This is a genomic window from Parabacteroides merdae ATCC 43184 (assembly GCF_025151215.1).
Classification (GTDB): domain Bacteria; phylum Bacteroidota; class Bacteroidia; order Bacteroidales; family Tannerellaceae; genus Parabacteroides; species Parabacteroides merdae.
The window spans coordinates 829,658-852,020 of sequence record NZ_CP102286.1 but is presented as its reverse complement, the minus strand read 5'-3'; the positions used below and the strand labels follow the sequence as shown (position 1 = coordinate 852,020).

Annotated in this window: 17 protein-coding genes and 2 tRNA genes; 6 read left to right on the top strand and 13 right to left on the bottom strand. The window is 46.3% G+C overall.

Features of this window, described 5'->3' with window-relative positions; translation table 11 throughout:
- Positions 1–127 precede the first annotated feature (127 nt).
- The 4 genes from NQ542_RS03385 to NQ542_RS03370 form a co-directional block, all read right to left on the bottom strand.
- Positions 128–1,660: a carbon-nitrogen hydrolase family protein gene (locus NQ542_RS03385; RefSeq protein ID WP_005639087.1), complete on the bottom strand. Its 1,533-nt coding sequence runs from the start codon at positions 1,658–1,660 to the stop codon at positions 128–130.
- Between the two features lie 125 nt (positions 1,661–1,785).
- On the bottom strand, positions 1,786–3,231 hold the full coding sequence (locus tag NQ542_RS03380) for a TolC family protein (RefSeq protein WP_005639085.1): 1,446 nt from the start codon (positions 3,229–3,231) through the stop codon (positions 1,786–1,788).
- Positions 3,209–6,361 carry an efflux RND transporter permease subunit gene (locus tag NQ542_RS03375; protein WP_005639083.1) on the bottom strand — a complete coding sequence of 1,051 codons (3,153 nt, stop codon included), beginning with the start codon at positions 6,359–6,361 and terminating at the stop codon, positions 3,209–3,211. Before NQ542_RS03375 ends, NQ542_RS03380 begins: the two co-directional genes overlap by 23 nt.
- Before the next feature lie 5 nt (positions 6,362–6,366).
- The gene (locus NQ542_RS03370; RefSeq protein WP_005639081.1) at positions 6,367–7,530 is read right to left on the bottom strand and encodes an efflux RND transporter periplasmic adaptor subunit; all 1,164 of its coding nucleotides are present in this window, start codon (positions 7,528–7,530) and stop codon (positions 6,367–6,369) included.
- Positions 7,531–7,777: 247 nt separating this feature from the next.
- Between NQ542_RS03370 and NQ542_RS03365 the strand changes: the two genes are divergently transcribed.
- Positions 7,778–7,966: a hypothetical protein gene (locus NQ542_RS03365; RefSeq protein WP_172676521.1), complete on the top strand. Its 189-nt coding sequence runs from the start codon at positions 7,778–7,780 to the stop codon at positions 7,964–7,966.
- Between the two features lie 197 nt (positions 7,967–8,163).
- Here the strand turns inward: NQ542_RS03365 and NQ542_RS03360 are convergent.
- The 6 genes from NQ542_RS03360 to NQ542_RS17815 all read right to left on the bottom strand — a co-directional run bounded on the left by NQ542_RS03360 (position 8,164) and on the right by NQ542_RS17815 (position 12,678).
- Positions 8,164–8,251 (bottom strand) — tRNA-Ser (locus NQ542_RS03360).
- 74 nt (positions 8,252–8,325) lie between these two features.
- Positions 8,326–8,410 (bottom strand) — tRNA-Ser (locus NQ542_RS03355).
- Positions 8,411–8,620: 210 nt separating this feature from the next.
- Entirely contained in the window at positions 8,621–8,788 is a 168-nt protein-coding gene (locus tag NQ542_RS03350; protein WP_005639074.1) for a hypothetical protein, read from the bottom strand.
- A 182-nt stretch (positions 8,789–8,970) separates the two neighbouring features.
- Complete coding sequence (locus NQ542_RS03345) at positions 8,971–10,614, bottom strand: DUF6377 domain-containing protein (RefSeq protein WP_005639072.1); 1,644 nt, start codon at positions 10,612–10,614, stop codon at positions 8,971–8,973.
- A gap of 103 nt (positions 10,615–10,717) precedes the next feature.
- Entirely contained in the window at positions 10,718–12,295 is a 1,578-nt protein-coding gene (locus tag NQ542_RS03340; protein WP_005639068.1) for a carboxylase, read from the bottom strand.
- A 113-nt stretch (positions 12,296–12,408) separates the two neighbouring features.
- Positions 12,409–12,678, bottom strand: coding sequence for a hypothetical protein (locus tag NQ542_RS17815; RefSeq protein ID WP_005639066.1), 270 nt, complete (start codon positions 12,676–12,678; stop codon positions 12,409–12,411).
- 318 nt (positions 12,679–12,996) lie between these two features.
- Here NQ542_RS17815 and NQ542_RS03335 point away from each other — a divergent pair, with 318 nt between their 5' ends.
- Positions 12,997–14,088: a GNAT family N-acetyltransferase gene (locus tag NQ542_RS03335; RefSeq protein WP_005639064.1), complete on the top strand. Its 1,092-nt coding sequence runs from the start codon at positions 12,997–12,999 to the stop codon at positions 14,086–14,088.
- A complete protein-coding gene (locus NQ542_RS03330) occupies positions 14,067–14,534 on the top strand; it encodes an alanyl-tRNA editing protein (protein WP_005639062.1) in 468 nt (155 codons plus the stop codon). The genes NQ542_RS03335 and NQ542_RS03330 overlap by 22 nt, the downstream gene beginning before the upstream one ends.
- A gap of 85 nt (positions 14,535–14,619) precedes the next feature.
- Here NQ542_RS03330 and NQ542_RS03325 read toward each other — a convergent pair whose 3' ends face one another.
- Genes NQ542_RS03325 through NQ542_RS03315 form a run of 3 tightly spaced genes read right to left on the bottom strand, consistent with a single transcriptional unit; the run spans position 14,620 to position 17,458 of the window.
- Positions 14,620–15,576, bottom strand: coding sequence for an ABC transporter permease (locus NQ542_RS03325; RefSeq protein WP_005639060.1), 957 nt, complete (start codon positions 15,574–15,576; stop codon positions 14,620–14,622).
- Complete coding sequence (locus NQ542_RS03320) at positions 15,569–16,309, bottom strand: ABC transporter ATP-binding protein (protein ID WP_005639058.1); 741 nt, start codon at positions 16,307–16,309, stop codon at positions 15,569–15,571. The genes NQ542_RS03325 and NQ542_RS03320 overlap by 8 nt, the downstream gene beginning before the upstream one ends.
- Positions 16,310–16,312: 3 nt before the next feature.
- On the bottom strand, positions 16,313–17,458 hold the full coding sequence (locus NQ542_RS03315; RefSeq protein WP_039850099.1) for a COG1470 family protein: 1,146 nt from the start codon (positions 17,456–17,458) through the stop codon (positions 16,313–16,315).
- A gap of 264 nt (positions 17,459–17,722) precedes the next feature.
- Between NQ542_RS03315 and NQ542_RS03310 the strand changes: the two genes are divergently transcribed.
- The 3 genes from NQ542_RS03310 (at position 17,723) to NQ542_RS03300 (ending at position 22,349) form a co-directional block, all read left to right on the top strand.
- Positions 17,723–18,994 (top strand): phosphoglycerate kinase, encoded by a 1,272-nt coding sequence (locus NQ542_RS03310; RefSeq protein WP_005642635.1) that lies wholly within the window; start codon positions 17,723–17,725, stop codon positions 18,992–18,994.
- A 185-nt stretch (positions 18,995–19,179) separates the two neighbouring features.
- The gene (proS, locus tag NQ542_RS03305) at positions 19,180–20,661 is read left to right on the top strand and encodes a proline--tRNA ligase (protein WP_005639051.1); all 1,482 of its coding nucleotides are present in this window, start codon (positions 19,180–19,182) and stop codon (positions 20,659–20,661) included.
- A 128-nt stretch (positions 20,662–20,789) separates the two neighbouring features.
- A complete protein-coding gene (locus NQ542_RS03300) occupies positions 20,790–22,349 on the top strand; it encodes a DUF4435 domain-containing protein (protein ID WP_005639049.1) in 1,560 nt (519 codons plus the stop codon).
- Positions 22,350–22,363: the final 14 nt, after the last annotated feature.

Here is a 22,363-nt window from a genome sequence, read left to right as displayed (position 1 = left end):
AAGTCATTTGTCTACAAATATAACATTTTTCTCTAACCATCAAAAGCATGTTACTTATAAAACATCTTAAAAGTCTTACAAATCACAACAAAATGACAAAACAAGGGACCTATTCGCCACCTTTCTGCTACTTCCGCTTCATCTTCACTTCATACAGGTCGTGCCGGCGATCTTTCAAATTGCGAACACTTCCGTACGTGTGCAATTCATTCAGCAAATCGAGATCCACATCCGACACCAGGATCATTTCCGTATTCGGAGTCGCCTCAGCTCTTTTACCGTCTGTCGGAAAAGCAAAATCGCACGGAGTGAAGACACCTGACTGTGCATACTGAATATCCATATTATGGACACGGGGCAAGTTGCCGACACTACCGGCTATGACGACAAAACATTCGTTTTCGATCGCACGTGCCTGCGCGCAAACACGGACACGCGAATAGGCGTTTTGCGTATCGGTCAAGAAGGGTACAAACAGGATCTGCATTCCCTGGTCCGCCATGATACGCGACAATTCCGGAAATTCGACATCGTAACAGATTAGGACACCAATCTTGGCACAGTCCGTTTCGAAAGTCCGCACCATCTTACCTCCGGAAAGTCCCCAGCTCTTCGCTTCATCAGGCGTAATATGAACTTTCTCATATGTCTCATAGCTACCGTCACGGCGACAGAGAAAACCGACGTTATACAACCCGTCGTCTTTGATCAACGGCATGCTCCCGGTAATGATATTGATGTTGTAGCTGATCGCCAAGTTGATGAAACGATTCAGCATCTCGTCCGTGTATTTCGCCAGCTCACGGATCGCTTCCGACTCGCTCATATGGTTGAACTTAGCCATCAAAGGGGCATTGAAGTATTCGGGGAAAAGTATGAAATCGCTCTTGTAATCAGATACGGCATCCACGAAAAATTCCACCTGTTCAAACACATCATCGAGCCCCTTGTAAGGCCGCATCTGCCACTGGACAAGGCCGACGCGAACGGTCGTCTTGGTCGAAACTATTTCTGGAGTCGGCTGATAATAAATGTTGTCCCATTGCAACAGAGTCGCATAATGTTTGGATTCCTCATCGTTCGGCAAATAATTCGTCATCACTTTACGAACATGGAAATCATTCGATATTTGAAAAGTCAGCACCGGATCATAAATTTCTCTTTTACGGACCTTATCAATATATTCCTTCGGGCGCATCGTATCCGCATATTTATGATAATTCGGGATACGTCCGCCGAACATAATCGCTTTCAAGTTCAGGCTTTCACACAATTCCTTCCGATAATCATACATACGCCGTGCCAAACGCAGGCCCCGGTAATCGGGATGGATAAAGACCTCTATTCCATACAGGATATTGCCTTTTGGATTATGCGTATTAAAGGTTTCGTTTCCAGTAACAAAGGCGTAAGTATGGTCGTTCTTTACCTTGTCGTAATCGACAATGATAGACAAGGCGCACCCCACGATCTTATCATCCACGACCGTAACCACCTGCCCTTCCGGGAAAATAGTGATTAACTTCTTGATTTGCTCACGTGTCCAAAACACATCCGAGCCGTCTGAATAAACTCTTGTAAAAGATTGAGATAATTGTCGGTAGTCCGCCATCTGCAAAGTACGGACCTCTACTTTGTTAATCTTAGGAGCATGTTCCATTTCTCATTTCAGTTTTTAAGAACGATGCAAAAGTATAAAAAGTTTCATCTGGATGAAACAAAAATTCCATGATAGCCAAAAAGACGGATGCAAACCTTCTACATCCGTCTTTTCGTCTAAAAGCTTTAGCAACCACCGCCCAACGCCCGGTAGAGAAGGATCTTTTTCCGGCAAAGGTCGGTGATGATGTCGATACGTTCCAATTCGCTATCCAGATAACGTTCATTGGCAGAGAGCACTTCGAGGAAGCCGACATAATTCAATTTGAAAAGTTCATTGGCATTGGTGACCGAACGTTGGTGAGCTACGGTCTCCACTTCTTTCAGGCGGACACGCTCCACTTGGTTTAGACCGGCACAATACAAATCCAATACTTCCGTATAGGCCTTCAAGGCCGTTTCGTGATATTGCGACAAGGCAATCCGTTGCGAAGCACGCGCCTCGTTCCACATCGAACGAATCTGGTTCCGCTGGAAGACTGGTGCAGTAATTCCTGCTGCCAAATCGTAAACCAGCGAAGCAGGCGCTGTGAACCATTTGCCAAGATCAAAGCTATTGAAGCCGCCTCCCGCACCCAACACCAACGAAGGATAGAAGGCTGCTTTAGCCGCCATTACATCCGCCTTTGAAGCCAGCAATTCCATCTCGGCGGCCCGTACGTCGGGACGTAAGGTCAGCATGTTCGCCGGAACACCGTCTGATAGCGGGAAAGGGATCTGACGCAGCTCTTCAAAACTCATACGCCTGATTTCAAACGGAAAGACACCTAACAGGCAGGCTATCGCACGCTCTTTCTCCCCGATCAGTTGGTCATTTTCCAACAGTTTGCTTTCTATCAGTAGCATACGGGCATGAAACTGGTCGACAGCCAACTGCGTCTCGGCCCCCTCCTTCTTCAGCTGGCGAGTTAGCTCATACGAACGTTTGGAACTGATATGGGCTTCTTCCAAGACATCCCGACGTTTATCCAAACCGATCAGTTCATAATAGTGGACAGCCAATTCGGATATCAGGACCGACTGCGCAAAACGGGTTGCCTCAACCGAAGCCATCCAACGAGCTACAGCCGCCTGTTTCTTACGTGTCAGCTTCCCCCATATATCCGCTTCCCACTGGAAATTCAGGAAAAGTCCGAAATCACGGTAAGGGTCCGGGATATGTTTGTCTTTCGCCAAGGAAGGAACATTAGTCTCGCTATTCCCCACTCCGTCCATCGTATATTCGCCGAAACGGTTGACCGAAGTCCCGATGCCGAGGCTAACTTCAGGCAATAGCAAGCCTTTTGCCCGTTGCAGGTTGGCCCGGCTCATTGTCACCCGTTCCATGCTTTGCTTGAACGAATAGTTATTCTGCAAAGCGACCTCCACATATCCTTGTAAGATGGAATCCTGGAAAAACACATTCCACTCCAACGGCTTTACAAATGCAGTGTCATAGGTATGCCCATCTCCTTCTGGCAGTACGGCACGTTCCCCATCCGGAGAGAGCTGCGGAGCCTTGCAAGCTGTAAGGCCGATCGCGGCCCACAAGCCAACTGTAGCAATTATCTTAAAACTCATATTCTTCTTCATTTGCTTTTTGTTTCTTTTCCTTTAAGTAAGTTGCCAACGATTCAAATATCACATAAAGCCCCGGTATCAGGAAGATCCCCACGAACGTACCGATCAGCATACCTCCGGCCGCCGCCGTCCCGATGGAACGATTGCCCAAAGCACCAGCGCCACTGGCTACCGCCAACGGGATCAAACCGCTGATAAAAGCAAAAGAAGTCATCAGAATCGGACGCAAACGGCTGGTTGCCCCTTGGATGGCCGCTCCCATAATGCTGACGCCTTCCTTGCGGCACTGGTTCGCCACCTCGATAATCAGGATCGCATTCTTACCTAAGAGGCCGATCAGCATCACGAGTGCCACCTGAGCATAAATATTATTCTCCAGTCCCACCGCATATAGTAAAAGGAATGATCCGAACACACCTGCCGGAAGCGAGAGGATAACCGGAAGCGGCAGCAAAAGGCTTTCATACTGGGCCGCCAGAAGAAGATAGACAAAGACCAGACAGATCGCGAAAATAACCAAGGATTGTCCACCGGATTCTTTCTCCTCACGGGCAACGCCGGACCATTCTATATCGTAGCCTCTCGGCAACACTTCGGCAGCAATCTCCTCTACGGCTTCCAAGGCTTCACCCGAGCTGACTCCCGGTGCTTGTTCACCGGTAATCATGGCCGAAGTAAACAGGTTATAACGGGTAATCTGACTCGGACCATACACGCGCTCCATTGTCATGAAGTTGGAATACGGAACCATGTTCCCCTCTTTATTTTTAGCATACAAACCGAACAGATCCTCCGGATTCATACGATATTCGGGAGCAGCCTGCAACATCACCTTGTACATTTGCCCGAAACGGACGAAGTTGGAAGAATAGAAACTCCCGACATAGGATTGCAAAGTTTCCATCGACTCGTTCACATCAATTCCCAGTTTTGCCGCTTTGGCCAGATCGACCCGCAACAGATATTGCGGGAAGTTCGGATTGAAACCGGATGTGACACCCGACAAACGAGGATCGGCATTCAGCTTGGCCACAAACGATTTGGCCACTTCGTCCAACTCGGCAAATGTCCCGGCAGTCTTATCCTGCAAACGAAGTTCGAAACCGCTGGCATTACCGAAACCGGGAACCGTCGGTGGAAGGAAGAACTGGATATCCGCATCCTTGATATGCGACACGCGGTCAGCATAGACGCGCATCAGTTCCTCGGCCGTCTGCTCGCGTTCGTTCCAAGGCTTCAAGTTGATCATCCCCATGCCAAAACTGGCTCCTTCCGTTTCCGTCATCAAGCTGTAGCCTGCCAATGTGGAAACCGTTTCCACTTCTTCCAACGGCAACAGAGCGGCCTGCACTTTGCTCAAAGCAGCTTCCGAACGTTCGAGAGTCGCTCCGGGAGGCGCATCGACATTCACATAGATCATTCCCTGGTCTTCATTAGGGATAAAACCCGAAGGCAACACAAACGTCATACCCCATGTTGCCAGACAGAAAATAATCAACGACGCATAGGTCAGGAAACGCCTGTTCAGGAACAAACGCAGATTGATCTTATAACGGCGTTCCAGATGATCGTAGCGCTTATTGAATCCGTCGAAGAAACGCGCCAACAAACTTTTCTTCACCTTTTTGTCATGCGAGACAGGCTTCAGCATCAAGGCGCAGAGTGCGGGAGACAGCGTCAAGGCATTCACGCCCGAAATAACAATCGCCACCGCCAATGTCAACGAGAACTGCCGATAGAAAATACCGACCGTACCGGACATAAAACCTACCGGAACGAACACGGCAGACATCACCAAAGTAATGGCAATAATCGCCCCGCCGATTTCACGAATGGCGGCTTCGGTGGCTTTTGCCGGTGGAAGTTTTTCGTTGTGCATCTTCACATGTACCGCCTCCACCACGACAATAGCATTATCGACCACGATACCGATTGCCAGCACCAGTGCGAACAGTGTCAGCATATTGATGGAGAAGCCCAACATCTGCATAAAGAAGAAAGTCCCGACAAGCGAAACAGGAACGGCTATCGCCGGAATCAACGTCGAACGGAAATCCTGCAGGAACAAATATACCACGATAAACACCAGCAAAAAGGCTTCCAACAGTGTCCGGAGCACAACCGAAATCGAAGCATCCAGAAATCGCGAAACATCGTACGATATATTATAATCCATTCCGGGGGCAAAACTGCTTTCCTTGATTTCCTCCATCTTGGCTTTGATATTCTGAATCACCTCACGGGCATTCGAACCCGGACGCTGCTTGATCATGATAGAGGCGGAAGGCTTGCCGTCGGTCATGGAAATCATATTATAGTCTTCCGAATCGAACTCAATCGTCGCCACATCCTTCAACCGGAGAACCGAACCGTCCGGCAACGCCTTCAACACGATCTCGCCATATTCTTCGGGAGTGCTGAACTTCCCGCTATATTGCAATACATATTGCAACTGCTGCGGAATCTTATCCGAACTGATACCGGTCTTCCCAGGAGCAGCTTCGATATTTTGCGAACGGATAGCGGCGGTCACCTCCTGCGGTGACATATTATAGGCTGCCAGCCGGTTGGGGTTCAGCCACACGCGCATCGCATAATCGCGGCTTCCCATGATCTCGACAAAACCGACCCCATCGATTCGCTTCAGCTCACGCAGGATATTGATATCGGCAAAATTGTACACAAACTTCTCGGTATGCGAACTGTCCGTGCTCATGATGTTCAGATACATCAACATACTGTTTACCTCTTTCTCGGTAATCACACCGGCACGGATCACTTCTTCGGGAAGTTCATCGAGGACTGTCGTCACACGGTTCTGCACATTCACGGAGGCGACATCCGGATCGGTTCCTACCTTAAAATAGATCGTCGTCAGCGACATACCGTCGTTCGTACAAACGGTCGTCATATAGGTCATTCCGGGCACACCATTGATAGCACGTTCCAAGGGAGTCGCCACAGTTTTAGCCATCACATCGGCATTGGCTCCCGTATAACGGGCCGTCACCGTAACGGAAGGCGGAACAATATCGGGAAACTGGGTAATCGGCAAAGAGGTAATAGCCAGCAAACCCAGAAAAACAATCACAACAGAAATGACACCGGACAGAATCGGGCGTCTGATGAATATTTCAAACATACGGCTTACTTATTATTTTCGACTTCATCAGACAATTCCAATTGTTTACGGACCGTTTCGGCATCCACAATCTCAGGCGTAATAACCATCCCGTCACTCACTTGCTGGACTCCTTCATAAACGATCAGCGTATTGTCAGGCAGGTCTTTCGTTACATAATAGGCACCGTGACGAGAGAGTGGTTCGAAACTGCGGACACTCACTTTGCCTTCTTCATCAACAGTATACACGTAAGTAAAATCCTGAATCTCGAATGTCGAACGTTGCGGGACCAGTATCACGTCTTCCATTTCTGTCAGCATACGGATTTTACCCGAAACACCATGTCGCAACAGGCGGTCCGGATTGGCAAAACGCGCACGAAAAGCAATGGAACCCGTACCACGTTCAAAATCACCTTCTACGGTTTCGACCGTTCCTTTGTACGGATAGGTTGTCTGATCCGACAGGATCAACTCCAGGTTGTTATACTCCGGCTGTTCCACTCCGCTCAACTGCGTACGTTTATATTCAAGATATTCTTTCTCGTTGATCTTGAAATAGGCAAACATTTCCGAAACATCCGTCAGGGAGGTCAACAAGCTGGACGGCGTGACCAAGCTACCGACCTTAAACGGTATACGGTCCACATACCCTTCGAAAGGAGACGTGATGGTCGTATAGGAATAATTCGTTTCCGCACGAAGCAAACGCGATTTGGCCTGCTGTACCCGCAAACGGGCGACATCGGCTTCCGCCAATGCCTGTTCCAAGCGGATCGGCGAAATGATGTCCTTTTCCACCAAGCGCTTTACACGGTCCGCTTCGACTTCCGCCATTTTCAACTCGGCCTGCACTTGCTTATAATTGGCCTGCGCCTCTTTGACCTCTTCATACAGTTCGGCAGAGGAAAGCTTGAACAAGACCTGTCCCTTCTTCACGTGCTCTCCTTCGTCAACCAAGACATCTTCAACGAACCCTTCCACTTTCGGTTTAACCTCCACAAACTGGACAGCCTGCACATCGGCTACATACGATTGAGCCACTTCGATACTCGTAGCTACCAGCTTCACCACCAGCGTATTGTCTTTACTTCCGGATTTTTTTTCATGGCTCCGGTTACAAGAGGTAAAAAAGCTGGCTATTAAAAACAAAAAAGGTAAATAGTTAAAAAATAATCTTCTCGTCATAAATCGTTTCTGATTAGTTTATTTTTAGGTTATAATTATAAACATGATAAAGCGTGCAATATCAGGGATACGACAAAACCTTCCGCATACCGGCACAACATACCCATACACGCTCTGAAAAATAAAAAGAATCGGATAAGACCTAAATCAGATAGGAACAAAACCAGACAAAACTCTGGGTTTTATGAAGTTGATAAAATATAGGTAAGAATGCACATTGCTGCAATTCAAGAGAATGAATCAGCTCATGCACATTTATTATAGTCAGCCAGTCGGCTATAAAGTCTGCAACAAACTGTTGGATTTGAATCTGTTCCTGCCGGACAGTACGCAACGAGGCATTATCGTCAAAATCAAGTACATCATGCACTCCATTCTCTACCACCTCGATGGAAGAACTTGGGAAACCTTCCAGAAAGAAATCGCTGCCAACTGAATAAAACGGCATAAAGACCAACATGATCATCAAAATCACACGCTGGTAAAACTTTATCTTTTTATCCACGGTAGTTACTAACATTCCTTCCCTAAAAAACTTTTTGCAAAGATAAAGAATCCATATCTTATTTCAAAATACCGTTAATTAATCCCATAAAGAAAAAGTCCCGACGATAATAAATCATCAGGACTTTGCGGAGAAAGCGGGATTCGAACCCGCGAAACCCTTTAGGGGTTTACACGCTTTCCAGGCGTGCCTCTTCAACCACTCGAGCATCTCTCCTTTTCGGTTGATTATGTATATCAAGAAGCAACCTGCCTCCATAAAACGTAAAAAGCAGCTTTTGCTGCTTTCAGCGGAGAAAGAGGGATTCGAACCCCCGGAACCTCTCAGTTCAACGGTTTTCAAGACCGCCGCAATCGACCACTCTGCCATCTCTCCTTGTCTCTAAGACGGGTGCAAAAGTAGATGGTTTATTTGAATTATGCAAGTTTTTCATTTCATTTCTTTTTACTTTTTTCGTATTTCATTCCTCCATTTCTGATTATCAGACACATAAAAAAAATCCGATTCCTACTACTATGCACAGGAACCGGATATAAATTATATATAGAGAAATTAAAACACTCTTTTTAGAAAACAAGCATCTGCCTATTTCGTTTGCAGACAGCTTGAATGCAAGACCATATGAGCCTTCTCCTGCTCAGTCCTGATTGACCCGGCAGCCAGAATAATAGTTATGATCAAACCGATACAAGCCACTATAGCAATCACTTCCGTACTTTTGCGGGAAAGATACTCCCCTATGTTCTTTTCCATGCGTATTACTTTTTTAATGAATAATCTGCTGACCTGAAATGTGTGATTCAAAATTAAGAAGAAAAGGAAAGCTAAGGGAGACGGTGAATAAATAAGTGGACAGACAAAACACTCAAATATTTATCTAACAACAAGATACAAATCTTTTATATTACTAAAAAAGTGGATCAAATATAAAAGGATTAATGAATTTCCCGGACTAAATTCTCGAAATCATCCCTGGAAACGCATGCCTTGTTCTTTACTTTTGCCCGATAATTATAGATGGTATTCACCGAATAGCGAAGGAATTCGGCTATCTGAGAACTGTCGTTTATCCCCAAACGGATCAACGCAAAAATACGAAGTTCCGTATTCAGCAACTCGTCCCTTTTCAGTACCACCTGCTCATCTTCAAGCAAAAGTGAATTAAATTGTGTCACAAAATTCGGGAACAGATGGAGAAATGCAGTATCAAAATTTTTATAAAGTGCATTCAGCTCCGCCTCCAAACCCTTTGACGATCGGGTAACTTTAACCAGTTCCCCGATCTGTCCGGAAGAAACCATTTTATAAACCATACGGCGATAACCGTCGAGTTTATCGATATAAGAAGAACACAGACTCATGAAACGCCCGATATATTCCTCCTTGATCCGGTTGGATTCAGACAGTTCGAGGTTGGCGGACTGCAAACGATCGTTCATCTGATACAATTCGCCGTTCAGCACCTTCAACTGCTCGTTTGTCTCCTGCAAATGATTGCGGGCCTCCGCCAGTCGCTTCATCTGCCGATATATATAGACGATGGCAGAGATCAATAACAAGGTAAGTACACTGATCAGCGTCAGATATGCGACCAGTATCCGGTTCTTCCCTTCTATCGTAGCCTGGTAGTTCTTATCGATCAACGAAAGGATATCCGCACTCTGCCAACTTCTTGAGCGGGCACGAAACCGGTTCGTCTCATCCCAAGAAAAACGGATATAATGATAAGCACGCTCGATATCGCCATCTTTAAGCAATAAATCAGCCAACATCCACAAGGAAGCATGATCTGTGATAGCCGACTGAATATCCGACAAGGAAGAAAGGGCCAAATAATACTTTTCTTTTTCCCGATCTTTTTTCTGGCGGTAGATCATCGCACGCTGATAAGAAGTAAGTGCATATTCAGGAGTTCCGAACGGAATTTTTGCCAAACGTGTATCATTGATCCGAAGGGCTTCATCAGTATGTCCGTCAGCCCTCAAAGCCAGTTCCTGCAACTCAACCCGCTTGCCGGCACCTTCCGGCAACATCATCGCTAAAGAATCCCGATAGACGAAAGATTTATCTTCATAGCGGCGTATACTTTGCGGATCACGGGAATTACCGGAGATCTCCCTGTATACCTGCTCTTTGCAGGCGTAATAATCACGGGTAAGAGAAGCTGGCAAATCTTCACGGCGGACTTCCTCCAATACATCGATCGCTTCTTGATACATGCCAGTTGCAGCATGCAGGGAGGCTAACAGCAATTTACTTTTGTACTCCCGCTCCTGATCACGCAAATTACGGGCGATCCTGATATTTTTGGTCAGATAGAGGACAGCCGAATCGCACATATAAGATTTATATTCCCGATAAATGCTATCGTTGAGCTGGTAAGCGGCAATAGAGTTCGGAGCTGTCTTGGTTGCTTTTCCTTTCAATTCACGGATCCGGGCTTCTCTCCTGTCTTTATAAATCTCATGCTGGAGAATCGTTTGATCCAAATTGACTAATAAAGAGTCGAGGTTACTTTCCGCAAAAACCATATTTGCAGTAAAAAACAAAAACAGAATTATCCTGTACCTCTTTCCCATTTCGACTCCAGCTTATTTCCGGCAGACAAATGTAAAACAAAAAAGCTTTCCTCCGGACAAATAGCCGGGGAAAAGCTCTTAAATACATAAAAACAATCTGATATCATGTGGCAACATGTGCTTGTTTCTGCTTCTTCTTCGCTAGGAAATTATGTGCCATCATCGGAAAAAGCTCCAGAAGCAAGACCTCTTTTTCGTTCTCAGCCAATTGGACACCAACTTCTTCTATTACGGGATTCTCCTGCATTTCATAATCGGAAGGATCATAGGGGACCTCATCCCGCGAACCCGTAATCTTCAAACGAAATTCCGGATCAATCGGAACCGGCGTCTTTCCATACTCTCCTTTTACCAGAGCGACGAATTGGTTGGACGGATTACTGTACATCGGACGTCCTTTCAGTTGATCCAACGCGCACGATACTGCTTGAGCCCCGATGATCTGGCTTGTCGGCGTTACCAAAGGCGGCAAACCTGCATCCATACGCACCTGGGGGATCAACGACATTGCTTTTTCCAACAAGTCCAACTGTCCTAATTGCTTCAACTGAGCTACCATATTCGTATACATACCTCCCGGTATCTGGGCCTTCTTCACCAGTTCATTCGGTTCGGGGAAACCAAAATATTCTTCTATGGCACGGCAGAAGATAAGCAAATCTTCCTCTTTGTCTTTCCGGGCTGCGTCGATCGCATCGTTAAAAAAACGGTCGATCTCAGTCGGTATTCTGTCTGTCAAAGGGTTAAATGGCTTAGGTAGTTGTTTTGCCATATCGAAAACAGACAACTCTTTGCGGATATCCAACAGATGAGCATTGATTTTCGCGATCGCCTCCATATTGATATCCAGCTCGATCCCCATTTTCTTACAAAACACATACACCAGTTCGATTGCCGGAGCAGCCGTTCCACCAGCGAAATACCAGATATTGGTATCGACAACATCCACCCCGTTGACAATAGCGGCCAAAACCGAAGCCAGACCATATCCTGGCGTACAATGAGTATGAAAATCTACCGGAACTTTGAGATGTTTTTTGAACAAACGTACTATTTCAGCGCTTCTTCCCGGTGGAATCAGGCCACTCATATCCTTAATCGTGATCATATCGGCTCCTAAAGCCTCCATTTGAAGCGCTTTATCCAAGAAGTATTCATTTGTAAAAACAGGCTTATGCAACGGATGCCCGTGTAAAGCTGCGACAATTCTTTCAACAGCCGAGTGATACGGATCAATCGTGTAACAGACGGCACAATCAGCCATTCCTCCGAAGCGTTTTACATATTTGACTGTCGATTTTATATTCTCCACATCATTCAGCGCATCAAATATGCGCATGATATCCAATCCGGATTCTATAGAATTGCGACAGAAGCCTTTAATAATCTTATCGGGATAAGGATTGTAACCAAACAAGTTACGCCCGCGTGAAAGGGCCGTCAACTTAGAGGTATTCCCTACCGAAGCTTTTATTTTCTCCAACCGCTCCCAGGGATCTTCTCCCAAATATCGCATGATAGAATCGGGCACGGCACCCCCCCATATTTCCATCGCATAAAAACCGGCTTCCCTATAAAAAGGAAGCACTTTGTCTATCTGTTTTTGTGACATTCGCGTCGCAAAAGCAGATTGCTGACCATCCCGGAGAGTCAGATCCCGAATCAAAAGTTTTCGTATCATACCTAATAATTTGTTTAGACCGTTTCAGACTTAAATCTATCTTTATAACAAAAATTAAACTGTTTTGATTGGAATTACCAGGTTAAGAATAGCAAATGTTTATGAAAACGACCTTACCGACTTATCTTTTTAACATTCTCTTTCCAATAAAGAAGGAAGCGATCATGCCATGGGAGGATACACAAGGTAATCCACTGGATTATAATCAGAAACAGTGCATAAAATCTCCTCAAACAAGGCAGATAAACAGCTCCACATCCCCGTTCCGGTTTCACGTAGATCCGGGTCTCCACCTCCTCCACACCCGGATCTCCCATGCCCTTCCACCCGGGTCTGAAGAAACTTTTCAAGTTGTTTTTGCCTAAAAAGTAGCTTGTCTTCATGAAAAAACGAGCCTCTTTAATCTATTTTGTATCAGCTTCAGAACATATCCTTCATTTGATAAAATATTGATATATAATGCTTTATTGCTTTTCACCCATGATGGTTATGATAGATGAATGATAGTTAAAAACAAGAACTATCATAGAATAACATACTGTTTTACAATCACATAAACTCAATTATGATAGTATGATAGTTGTTTTGCTAAAGACTTTATATAGAAATGCCCGTGTAAAGACAAGGACTGATTGCCTCTATTTGGAATAATAAAATAAAAACTATCTTTGAGGATTCATTACAATAAAATCAAAAGACAAATGGCAATCTCAAGTATACCATCTGACATATTCCGAAAAGCAGAAGAGACAGATATCGAACGAATCTGGCAAATCATCGGACAAGCAAAAGCCCAAATGCAACGCCTTGGAAGTCAACAATGGGACGAGAACTACCCTGCAATCGAACATATCCGTCAAGACATACAAGACGGAAACGGATACGTCATTTGCCGGGAAGACCGGGTTGTTGCATACGGAGTCATTTCATTCGATGGTGAACCTGTCTATAAAGATATAGAAGGCAAATGGTCGAACGATCTGCCTTATGTCATCGTCCACCGCCTGGCCATTGCCGACGAGATGAAACGGCAGGGCATGGCAAAACAGTTTATGTTGCAAGCGGAAGAAGTAAGCCGAAAGAAAGGTGTCTACAATTTCCGCGTAGATACGAAATATGACAATGCTTATATGCTTCGCCTGATCGACACGTTGGGATTCAAATACTGTGGCGAAGTGTATTACCGGAACAACAGTGCAAGGAAAGCTTTCGAAAAGACAATCCGCCCTTACTCCCACCCGATAGGCATTTCCGATTATACGATTCGGGAAGCAACTTTTGAAGATGCAACCCTGATTTTCGAAGCGATTGATAAAAACCGGGAAGATCTGCGCATCTGGCTGCCTTTTATCGACGGGCTCAAGAGTGTTGCAGATGAACAAGGATTCCTGCAATCCGTATTGGCTGTCCCTTACGAACAGCGCGATCCGGTCTACATTTTGGAACAAGGAGAAGCTATTTGCGGGCTGGCCGGGTTCCACTTCTCCGATGCCCCTAACCGGCGAACGGAAATAGGCTACTGGCTGCTTCCCGCCTACCGGGGAAAAGGGATCGTCACGAATACCGTCCGTTATCTCTGCCAATGGGCCGTGCGCGAACGGAACATGAACCGCATCCAAATCCGGTGCGCCGTCGGCAACATTCCGAGCAACGCTGTCCCGAAGCGATTGGGATTCACACTGGAAGGTACAGAACGGGAAGGCGAATTGCTGACTTCCGGTGAATACGTGAATGTTAATGTATATAGTATATTAAAGAAGGAAATAGAACAATGGAACAGGAAATCCAATTAAACGAGCACAACAAACAGGAATATCCTCCTATGCATACGGCTGAACATATATTGAACCAGACAATGGTTCGCATGTTCGGTTGTCCCCGTTCGAAGAATGCACATATAGAACGGAAAAAGAGCAAATGCGACTACGAATTGCAGGAAGAACCGACCGCCGAAATGATGGAAGAAGTAGAACGTCGGATAAATGAGGTGATCGACCGGCATCTGCCGGTTACAATCGAATTTGTGCCGAAAGCGGAAGCCGGAAAGATCGTCGATCTCAGCAAGTTGCCGGAAGACGCAAGCGAGACATTGCGCATTGTCCGCATCGGAGACTATGACACTTGCGCGTGTATCGGAGCACATGTCAATAACACGTCAGAAATCGGACATTTCAAAATGCTCACATACGATTACACCGACGGACGGCTACGCCTGCGTTTCAAATTAACAGAACGATAAATAATGAGAATATGCCAATTCGTAAAATGTGCCGATCAACAGGAGTTTCCTATTCATCGGCACATTTTACGAATTGGCATATTATTTACCTTGACCGTACTTCTTTCCTCATAAAAGAGACATACGACAAAGCAAAACATACAACTGTCGCAGCAATCAATCCGGTCAGTTGCGGCCAAACGACCAAAAGGCTCTGGCCTAAAGGCAACGGGCTTGGAATCGCGCCATGCACCTGCTCCATCGTCAGCGGCCCCAAACTCCTCACGGAAGGCATCAGCAATGTCATCGTCGCTTCATTAAACAACTCACTCGGTGCAAAACGCAGCAAATTCAACATAAACCGCTGGTAAGCGATCACCTGATAGTCAGAAGCCCAAGCCGAAGGACTCAATGCCTTTCCGACAAGGTTGATAATCATATTATAGAACACGCTGAAAAACAACCATATAGCCACACAAGCCAATGCCGAAGTCGCCGCTTGTTTAAAACGGATTGAAAAGAATATCGACAAGTTCAACCAGAATGCCACATAAAAGAGGCTTACGAACAGAAAGAAGACGACACGCATAAACTCTTCAGCCGTAGGCGGGATTCCGATCGCAATCAGTCCGAATCCCATAACCAAGAATCCCAACATGAACAGCATGATGCCAATTACAGCCAAAGCCGCCACAAACTTCGCATTAATCAAATAATCCCGGTGAATCGGCTGAGACAATATACGGCTCAACGTCCCTTTATTTTGTTCCGAATTAATGGCATCGAACCCTAATGAAATTCCTAACAATGGCCCTAAAAAACTGATAAACACAGCAAAAGAAGGCAACGTCCCGTCCGAAACCGTAAACAGTTTCAGAAAAAGGAACGCTCCATCAGGATCATTCGGCTTTATCGCTTCACGGATATTTGTCAGAGCCGTATACAACGAACCCATACATGTCAGTGCAATGATAGCGATCAGGATAATAAAACGCCAGCTTCTCACATAATCGGAGATTTCTTTATTGACAATAACCCAAAAAGGATGATTCGTATTACTCATGGCCGCGTCCTCCCCCGAAATATTGATTATAGATATGGTCAAGCCCATGCTCAGTCTTATGCAAATCTGTCAGTTCGACCTCCGCCAGCAACTTTCCCCCTCCAAACAATCCTACCCGGTCGCAAACTTGCTGGACCTGGTTCAGATGATGGGAAGAAAACAGGACGGTCAATCCCTCTTCCCGGCTCAACTGCCGGATCAGATCCATAAATTCCTGCACACCGGCCGGATCTATCCCGGAAGTCGGTTCATCCAGAATAATTACTTCAGGGCTTTTTATCAGCACATCAGCCAATCCGAGGCGTTGACGCATCCCTTTGGAATATTTACCGGCCTTTTTATCCGCTTCCTTCACCAATCCTATCCGATCAAGCAACCGCTCTGCTTTCGCACGCGCTTCTTTCCTCCGGATACCATTAAGGGCGGCTGTATAAACAAGGTTCTCGATTCCTGTCATATCCTCGTAGAAACCCACATCCTCCGGCAGATATCCTACTTTGCGCTTCACTTCTATCGGATGAGTGGTGGAGTCGATATCACATACCTTTACGGAACCAGTTGTCGGTTCGGTCAGGCCCAGCATCATCAGTATGGTCGTCGATTTCCCTGCCCCGTTCGGCCCCAGCAACCCGAATATCTCACCTTTGCGAATCTGCAAGTTCAAGTCGTTCACGGCAGTAAAGTCTCCATACTTTTTCGTCAAACCGGTAAGTTCGATCACATACTGGCACATGATTTACCTCCTTCCATATTTACGGAACAGATAATACACACCGCCCAACACGAGCATAATAATCAAAATCCCCAACCAACCGTAAACCATGGGAGTATGAACGGATATGCGGAACTCCGCAGTCGTATTGACTTCAGGCGTCTTGGCCGTCATCTTCGTCACATAATCGCCCGGAAGGGCCTTTCCGGATGCTTTTATCGTCGCAGTAACATTCGTCGTGCCACCGGCCGTCAGTTTCTCTATTTTAGAAGGTTCAAAGGTAACTTCCCAGTCAACCGGCTTAGAGGCTGTCAACTGGACATCTTTCAGTTCGGCAGACCCATTGTTGCGTACGAGCAGATCAATGCGTTTCATATCTCCTGCCGTAATCTCCGCGCTCAACAATCCCCTCGGAGTCGTCAGCTCGATATCATAGGAACCAGTGACAACCACCTCCAACTCGATATCGGCAGAGGTCGAACTAGTTGTCGCACGGACCGGAATCTTATAAGTGCCCGCCTGCACATTAGCCGCCGGATTAATATCGATACTGATATTTTCCGTCGCATTGGCTTCCACTTGTGCAGAAGTGGCTTGCTTGCCCGCTACCCGGAAAGTGACATTCCATCCTCTCGGAACGTCTGCCATCAATGCATATAGCTGCTGGTCTGCTGTCTGATTTTTCAACGTCGTGTTAAAATTGAAGGTTGATTTCGAATTGCCTTGCATATTGGGTTGCTTTGTCACAAATTCAGTTTGATAAGTTCCCTGTTCGGAGACAGTCACAGTCAACGGCAATTCCGCCACGCCAGGGGCAGTCAGCGTAAAATGGTACGTTCCTTTATTTACTTTAAACGGGACATCCACCTTGAAAGAGAAATTCTTCTTTTCACCCGGCAGAACGGATACCTGATCGACTGTCCAACCTCCGGCTTTCATCTCATACTTCCAACCTCGCGGCATTCCTAAGACGGAAATAGAGGCATTCTTCACTTCGTCACAATTATTAATGACGTCAACACTGTAATTGATAGACTCTCCCGGCGGAACCGCAATCTTAGTGTAGGGAGTATACAACATCACACATTCATCAGCGCCATATGCGCGTGTACTCATCGGAAATAATACAAGTACGAGTACAAGTAATAGATTAAGATGATTCGTTCGCATTACTATAAAAAATTTTAGTACAAAATTGTTTATCAATAGCTGGCGACAAATATAGAAGTCTTCTTTATTACTGTCTATTAAAAGTATTAAAAAAAAATTACACCCCCTGCTCCCCCACTTCCCCATATGTTTTGACCGAAGCGTAAGGAAGTTTTACATTCAAGCCAATAATTATAGAATATGAAACAACGAAATAAAATATTTTTATGTAAGTTTGCGTCCGCTAAGCGTGATATTTTAATACAGAACTTAAATATAAGAGTTATGCAATCAATTGACAATTTCAATTTTGCCGGCAAAAAGGCATTTGTAAGAGTTGACTTCAACGTTCCTCTGGACGAAAACTTCAACATCACAGACGACACTCGTATCCGTGCCGCCCTTCCTACTTTGAAAAAGATTTTGGCAGACGGCGGCAGTGTAATTATCGGTTCTCACCTAGGACGTCCGAAAGGCGTTACTGACAAATATTCACTGAAACACATCCTGAAACACGTTTCCGAACTGTTGGGTGTTGATGTTCAGTTTGCTAACGATTGTATCGGCGAAGAAGCCGGCGCCAAGGCTGCCGCCCTGCAACCGGGCGAAGCATTGTTGCTTGAAAACCTTCGTTTCTATGCAGAAGAAGAAGGCAAGCCGAGAGGTTTGGCTGAAGATGCTACGGACGAAGAAAAGAAAGCTGCCAAGAAAGCCGTTAAGGAAAGCCAGAAAGAATTTACAAAGAGATTGGCATCTTATGCCGACTGCTATGTAAATGACGCATTCGGTACAGCTCATCGCGCTCACGCTTCTACGGCATTGATCGCCGATTACTTCGACACTGACCACAAGATGTTCGGCTACCTGATGGAAAAAGAAGTAAAAGCTGTTGAAAAGGTATTGAACGACATCACTCGTCCGTTTACTGCAATCATGGGTGGTTCCAAAGTTTCTTCCAAGATCGAAATCATCGAGAACCTGTTAAACAAGGTAGACAACCTGATCATCACCGGCGGTATGACTTACACTTTCACGAAGGCTATGGGTGGCAAGATCGGTAAATCAATCTGCGAAGATGATAAGTTGGATCTGGCGCTCGACCTTATGAAGAAAGCAAAAGAAAAAGGTGTAAACTTGGTATTGGCCATCGACGCTAAGATCGCTGACGATTTCAGCAACGATGCCAAGACTGCTTATGCTGACGTAAACGAAATTCCCGACGGATGGGAAGGCCTTGATATCGGTCCGAAGACAATCGCTCTTTATGCCGAGGTTATCAAGAACTCCAAGACGATCCTGTGGAACGGTCCTACCGGCGTATTCGAATTCGAAAACTTTACAGACGGTTCCCGCGCAGTTGGCGAAGCTATCGTTGAAGCAACCAAGAACGGTGCATTCTCATTAGTTGGTGGCGGCGACTCTGTAGCTTGTGTCAACAAGTTCGGCCTGGCAAGTGGCGTTTCTTACGTTTCTACAGGTGGTGGCGCTCTGCTGGAAGCCATCGAAGGCAAAGTTCTTCCGGGCATCGCTGCCGTTAAGGGCGAAGCATACAAATAAGAATAATCCTTATCCATAAATAAAAGGCTACTTCTCACGGAGTGGCCTTTTTTATTGCTTTTTATCAAAACGACGTATTGAATTGCATGAATTGTCAATTGTCAATTATCAATTGTCAATCCAATTTTGTACCTTTGCGCGTTATATTTTGGAATTAATAGAAAAACATATAGAATTATAAGGAAATGGCAAAAGAGCTGAAAGAACTGACTCCGAGAAGTGTGAACTACTCGCAGTGGTACCAGGATCTGGTAATCAAAGCGGATCTGGCAGAGAATTCTGCAGTACGCGGCTGTATGGTGATCAAGCCTTACGGATATGCAATTTGGGAAAAGATGCAACGTATCCTCGACGATATGTTCAAGGAAACAGGCCACGTAAACGCTTACTTCCCCTTGCTGATCCCGAAATCATTCCTGAGCAAGGAAGCCGAACATGTAGAAGGCTTCGCCAAAGAATGTGCCGTTGTAACACATTATCGTCTAAAAACAAATCATGACGGTACAGGTGTCGTGGTCGACCCGGCCGCCAAGCTGGAAGAAGAACTGATTATCCGTCCGACATCCGAGACAATTATCTGGAACACCTATCGTAATTGGATCCAGTCTTACCGCGACCTGCCTATTCTTTGCAACCAATGGGCAAACGTGATGCGTTGGGAAATGCGTACCCGCCTCTTCCTCCGTACCGCAGAATTCCTGTGGCAGGAAGGACATACTGCTCACGCGACACGCGAAGAAGCCGAAATCGAAGCAAAGAAGATGCAGGGAGTCTATGCCGACTTTGCCGAAAACTATATGGCGATGCCGGTCATCAAAGGTGTCAAATCTGCAAGCGAACGTTTCGCAGGTGCATTGGACACCTACACGATCGAAGCGATGATGCAGGACGGAAAAGCGCTGCAAGCTGGAACTTCCCACTTCTTGGGACAGAATTTCGGCAAGGCGTTCGACGTTACCTTTATCGACAAGAACGGAAAGAGCGACTACGCCTGGGCGACTTCATGGGGGGTTTCAACCCGTCTGATCGGCGCCCTGATCATGTCCCACTCCGACGATAACGGTCTGGTATTGCCGCCTCACCTCGCTCCTATCCAGGTGGTAATCATCCCGATCTACCGCAGCGAAGAGCAGTTGGCGCAGATCAGCGAAAAGGTAAACGGCATCGTTGCCAAGCTGAAAGCGTTAGGCATCTCGGTCAAATTCGACAATGCCGACAACAAGAAGCCGGGATGGAAGTTTGCCGAATACGAACTGAAAGGCGTTCCCGTACGTCTGGCTATGGGCGGACGCGACTTGGAAAACAATACGATCGAAGTGATGCGTCGTGATACACTGGAGAAAGAAACCGTAACTTGCGACAACATCGAAACATATGTTCAGAACCTGTTGGAAGAAATCCAGAAGAACATCTTCCAAAAAGCACTCGACCACCGCACGGAAAAGACTATTACAGTCGACACCTACGAAGAGTTCAAGGAAAAGATCGAAGAGGGCTACTTCATCATGGCTCACTGGGACGGAACGCCCGAAACGGAAGAGCAGGTGAAGAACGAAACGAAAGCCACGATCCGCTGTATTCCACTGGAAGGCGACAAGACTCCGGGCAAATGCATGGTGACCGGCAGACCTTCCGCACAGCGCGTATTGTTCGCACGGGCTTACTAAACCGTCCGTACATACAAAAGAAAATAAAGTTCCATAAGCACGAAACTCTTGTTCCATGCTTATGGAATTTTTGTTTCCTACCAATGAAATTTTTATTTACCTTTGGGGAAACTAATTAGAAACCTGTTATGGATTTAATTCTTCCTACCAATCAAAATACTTCAGCCCCCGTTACCCTTGACACGAAAGTGCTGGTCGTAATCGGGGCTAACGGAGCCGGTAAAAGCTCCTTCGGCAGAAACTTACACCAACGCTACGCCGGGCAAAGCGTATGGATATCCGGAATGCATTCCCTCTTCCTTAGCAGCGAAGAGAACAAGACTCCTGTCAACGGCAACGAGCTGACACGGCTTCAGTCCATGATTGCGGAGCGACTTTTCATACCACGTATGTCAGAATATGAAAAGTTGATCCTGCACCTGCAAACAGAAGAATTTGAAGCTGCCGTCCAGTATAAGGAAGAAAGCAAGCTGACACCCGATCTATTACCGCCGGTTACCAAGATAGACCGTATCCAGACGATTTGGGAGAAGATGTTCCCGCATAACCGCCTGGTACGCAAATCGGGTTTTATTGAACTGGCCTCCACCAGCATCGACGGAGACTCTTATACGGCCGGCCGGATGAGCGACGGTGAAAAGCTGGTGTTCTATCTGATAGGCGCCGTGCTCTGTGCTCCCGACAATGCGTTGTTAATCATTGAAGAGCCGGAAGTCCTGCTCCACGACTCCATCAAAAATCCTTTGTGGGACGAGATAGAAGCCATGCGCCCGGACTGCACATACGTGTATCTGACGCACGACATCGACTTCGCCGCCTCCCGCGACAACAGCAAGCGCCTCTGGATACGTTCTTACAATGGAGACGCCCGGATATGGGACTACGAACTGATCGAAAACAATGACAGCTTCCCGGAAGAGGTCTATATGGAGATCTTAGGCAGCCGCAAACCGATCTTATTCATCGAAGGGACCGACTCCAACAGCATAGACAGCCGCCTCTACCCGCTTATCTTTCCCGACTACAAGGTAAAACCGATGGGAGGTTGCCAGAAAGTAATCGAAACAACAAAGGCATTCGCCCAGTTGAAAGATTTCCATACGCTGGATTCCAAAGGGATCGTTGACCGTGACCGTCGCACGGAAGGAGAAATAGCTTACCTGCGCGAACAGCATATCTATGTTCCTAACGTTGCCGAAGTGGAAAACCTGCTGATGCTGGAGCCTGTTATCAAGACCGTTGCCGCCCGTCTGATGAAAGATCCGGAACAGGTCTTCAGCCAGGTCAAAGAAAACGTCATCAAGCTTTTCCTAAAAGATCTCGAAAGCCAGGTTTTGCTTCATGCCCGCCATCGCGTACAGAAAAAGCTGGAAACGGCTCTGAACCGGAAGATGAGTACGGTGGATGAACTGACCGAACATGTGGAAAGCATCCACAACACCGTACATGTAGACGAAATATATGCGGGAATCAAGGAGAAATTCATTCGGTTTGCCGAAACCGGAGATTACAAAAACATCCTTCGCGTTTACAATCAGAAAGGGATGTTGCCTCAGTCCCAACTCTGCAAATATTGTGGTATCAGCAATAAGGAGAGTTATTTAAACCTCGTCCTTTCCATTCTGAAAGAGAATAAAGAAGATGCGATTGTCATCCGGACTTCCATCAAAGAATGTTTAGGGACATAAAAAAGTTTCCCGAA